At 71.0% G+C, this 3,811-nt stretch carries 4 protein-coding genes; 3 read left to right on the top strand and 1 reads right to left on the bottom strand.

Annotated elements, in window-relative coordinates; translation table 11 throughout:
* Window positions 1-740 (bottom strand): LacI family DNA-binding transcriptional regulator (locus tag ACTUAL_RS01755; protein ID WP_440899029.1); only part of this gene is annotated, 740 nt, incomplete at its 3' end.
* Window positions 741-870: 130 nt separating this feature from the next.
* On the opposite strand from ACTUAL_RS01755, the gene ACTUAL_RS01750 reads away from it, so the two are divergent.
* From ACTUAL_RS01750 to ACTUAL_RS01740, 3 genes are all read left to right on the top strand, one after another.
* Window positions 871-2,145: an extracellular solute-binding protein gene (locus ACTUAL_RS01750; protein WP_440899028.1), complete on the top strand. Its 1,275-nt coding sequence runs from the start codon at window positions 871-873 to the stop codon at window positions 2,143-2,145.
* Window positions 2,145-3,029: a carbohydrate ABC transporter permease gene (locus ACTUAL_RS01745; RefSeq protein WP_096497743.1), complete on the top strand. Its 885-nt coding sequence runs from the start codon at window positions 2,145-2,147 to the stop codon at window positions 3,027-3,029. The genes ACTUAL_RS01750 and ACTUAL_RS01745 overlap by 1 nt, the downstream gene beginning before the upstream one ends.
* On the top strand, window positions 3,029-3,811 hold a 783-nt coding region (locus tag ACTUAL_RS01740; protein WP_440899027.1), incomplete at its 3' end, for a carbohydrate ABC transporter permease. The genes ACTUAL_RS01745 and ACTUAL_RS01740, both read left to right, overlap by 1 nt.

Here is a 3,811-nt window from a genome sequence, read left to right as displayed (position 1 = left end):
AGGTCGTTCGCCGCGAACACCGCCGTCGGCCGGTCCGCCGAGGTCAGCAGCTCGCGCGCCACCCCGAGCGACACCGCCGGGTCGTACCCGCCGATCCGCACCAGCGACTCGTCCACCGCCACCCCGGCCTCGACCAGCGCGCCCCGCCACCCCGCCTCGCGCAGCTGCGCCGACTGCAGGTCCGGCCGCCCGGCCAGGAACCCGATCCGCCGGTGCCCCAGCGCCAGCAGGTGCGAGGTGGCGGCCCAGGCGCCGCGCAGGTTGTCCGAGTCGATCGTCGGCACCCGCGACGGCCCGGTGTGCGGGTCGACGGCCACCACGGGCGTGCCTGGCAGCCCCTCCAGCACCACCGCCGGGGTGACCACCACCGCCCCGTCGACCAGCGTCCCGCTCAGCCGCGACAGGTACCGCTTCTCCCACCCGGCCTGGTCGCCGCCCGCCGAGTACACCACCAGCTCGTACCCGCTGCCCCGGATCGCGCCCGCCGCGCCCTTGAGCAGCTCGGTGCTGAACGGCTCCAGGTCGGCGACCAGCACGCCGATCACGTTGGTCCGGTGGTTGCGCAGGCTCTGCGCCACCAGGCTGGCCTCGTAGCCCAGCTCCTCGATCACCGCCCTGACCCGCGCGGACGTCGCGGCGGCCACCCCGTGCCGCTGGTTGATCACCTTGGACACGGTGGCCACGGACACGCCCGCCCGAGCGGCGACGTCTCGGATGGTGGCGCGGGGACCGGGCTGCACGCCAGCAGACTACAAGAAGTAAAACGTTATCGATAACGATTGACACGAGAATTTACCGAGGGCCAGACTGCGCTGGCAGCTCAGCCCATGCACGTCCTACTCGGCCGACGACGTCAGGAGTGGACCCTTCATGCGCTTAACCCGAGCACTGGCCGCCGCGGCGGCGCTCTCCCTGCTCGCGTCCTGCGGTGGCCCGGCTGCCCCGCAGGAGCCCACCGGCCCGATCACCCTCACCTGGTGGCACAACGGCACCTCCGACCCGATCAAGACGGTCTGGCAGGACGTCGTCACCGACTACCAGGGCAAGAACCCGGACATCACGATCGAGGCCCAGCCCATCCAGAACGAGGGCTTCTCCACCAAGATCCCCCTGGCCCTCCAGTCGCCCACGCCGCCGGACGTCTACCAGCAGTGGGGCGGCGGCGACCTGGCCTCCCAGGTCACCTCCGGCAAGCTCGCCGACATCACCGACGCGAGCAAGTCGTGGATCTCCACCATCGGCGACTTCGCCAAGGGCTGGCAGGTCGACGGCCGCCAGCTCGGCGTCCCGTTCGCCCAGCACGTCGTGGGCTTCTGGTACCGCAAGGACCTGTTCACCCAGGCCGGGATCACCGCCCCGCCCACCACGATGGCCGAGCTGAACGGCGCCGTCGCCAAGCTCAAGGCCGCCGGGCTCGCCCCGATCGCGGTCGGCGGCAAGGACCGCTGGCCGGACGCCTTCTACTGGAACTACTTCGCCGTCCGCGAGTGCTCGCAGCAGACCATCGAGTCCTCGGTGAAGAACCTCAAGCTCGACGACCCGTGCTGGGTCAAGGCCGGTCAGGACCTGGTCGACTTCCTGAAGACCGAGCCGTTCCAGGAGGGCTTCAACGGCACCCCCGCCCAGCAGGGCGCGGGCAGCTCGGCGGGCCTGGTGGCCAACGGCAAGGCCGCCATGGAGCTGCAGGGCGACTGGAACCCCGGCACCATGTCCTCCCTCACCGAGGACAAGGACCTCGACAGCAAGGTCGGCTGGTTCCCGTTCCCGACCGTCCCCGGCGGCCAGGGCGACCCGGAGGCCGTCCTCGGCGGCGGTGACGGCTTCTCCTGCACCACCCGCGCGGCAGCCGCCTGCGCGAAGTTCCTGGAGTACCTGACCGGCCCGGAGATCCAGAACAAGCTGGCCGCCGCGGGCACCGGCCTCCCGGTCAACGAGGCCGCCGTCAGCGCCCTCAAGACCGAGAACCTCAAGACCGTCGCCGAGCACGGCCGCAAGGCGCCGTACGTCCAGATGTACTTCGACCGGGCCTTCCCGACCGACGTGGGCGCCGCGCTGAACGAGGCCGTCGCGAACCTGTTCGCGGGTCAGGGCTCGCCGCAGGGCATCGTCGACGCGGTCAACGAGGCGGCGGACGGGGCGAAGTGATGCCGGTGGCGCGCAGGCTGGAACTGGCGCTGCTGCTGACCCCCGCGCTCCTGCTGTTCGGGCTGTTCGTCCTGGCCCCCATGGCGATCGCGGGCTTCTACAGCGCCTACGACTGGAACGGCTTCGGCCCGCTCACCGACTTCGTCGGCTGGCGCAACTACGCCGACGCGCTGACCGGGAAGGTGTTCCAGGACGCCTTCTGGCACAACGCGGTCATCGCGGTCCTGTCGATCGCGGTGCAGCTGCCGCTGAGCATCGGCCTCGCGCTGCTGCTCAACCGCCGCCTGCGCGGTCGGGCGGCCCTGCGCGCCATCGTGTTCGCCCCGTACGTGCTGTCCGAGGCGATCACCGCCGTGGTGTGGCTGATGGTGCTGCAACCCGGCGGGTTCGCCGACCGGGTGCTCGGCGCCGTCGGCCTCGGCGACCTCGTGCAGCAGTGGCTCGCCGACCCGGAGGTGGTGCTCTACACCCTGTTCGGCGTGATCACCTGGAAGTACCTGGGCTTCGGCATCATCCTGCTGCTGGCCGGGCTCCAGGGCATCCCCGAGGAGCTGCGCGAGGCCGCCGCGCTGGACGGCGCGACCCCGTGGCAGACCACCAGGCACGTGCTGCTGCCGCTGCTCGGCCCGACCGTCCGCATCTGGGTGTTCCTGTCGGTCATCGGCTCGCTCCAGCTGTTCGACCTGGTGTGGATCATGACCCTGGGCGGCCCGGCGAACGCCTCCACCACCATGGCGACCTACCTGGTGGACCACGGCTTCAAGCGCTACGAGATCGGCTACGGCAGCGCCGTCGCCGTCATCGTCTTCGTGGTCTGCTTCGCGTTCGCCCTGCTGTACCAGCGCTTCGCGCTGCGCCGCGACACCGAGGGGGCGCTGGGCTGATGGCCGCCACGCACACCAGGACCGGGCTCGCCGCCGGGTACACCGCCGCGATCGCGGTCGTCGGGATCACCGTCGTGCCGCTGCTGTTCGTGGTGCTCGGCGGGTTCCGCACGAACGCCCAGATCAACAACGACCCGGCGGGCCTGCCCGCCCCGTGGGTGCTGGACAACTACGCGTCGATCCTCGGCTCGTGGGAGTTCTGGCGCTTCCTGGGCAACAGCGCCACGATCGCCCTGGTCGCCACGCTCCTCGCGATCGCCTGCGGCTCGGCGGCGGGCTTCGCCCTGTCCCGCTACCGCTTCAAGGGCCGCGAGGCCGTCTACACCCTGTTCACCCTGGGCCTGCTGGTCCCCGTGGGCCTGGCCGCCCTGCCGCTCTACCCCTGGCTGCGCCAGCTCGGCCTCCTGGAGTCCACCTGGGGCGTGGCGCTCCCGCAGGCCGCGTTCTCCCTCCCCGTCACCATCGTGATCCTGCGTCCGTTCATGCGCGCGATCCCGCAGGAGATCGAGGACGCCGCGACCCTGGACGGCGCGACCAGGCTCGGCTTCTTCTGGCGCGTCCTGCTGACGCGCGACACCTGGCTGCCCAAAAACGGCGGCGACTTCAACTCGTTCTATTACCCGCTCTACCAGTTCGCCGGCGAACAGATTGCCGCCGGGCGGTTCCCCCTCTGGAACCCGGAGGTCTGGGGAGGTGTCCCGTTCGCCGCCAACCAGCAAGCCGGGCTCTTCTCGCCGCTCAACCTGCTGGCGTTCGCCTTCGCTCGTCCGTTCGGCTACGAC

The sequence above is a fragment of the Actinosynnema sp. genome (assembly GCF_052038725.1).
This window is presented reverse-complemented; position numbering and strand designations above follow the sequence as displayed.

Excerpts from the sequence above, each read along its gene's own strand:
- ACTUAL_RS01750 (WP_440899028.1), top strand. The coding sequence starts at position 871 with ATGCGCTTAACCCGAGCACTGGCCGCCGCGGCGGCGCTCTCCCTGCTC.
- ACTUAL_RS01745 (WP_096497743.1), top strand. The coding sequence starts at position 2,145 with ATGCCGGTGGCGCGCAGGCTGGAACTGGCGCTGCTGCTGACCCCCGCG.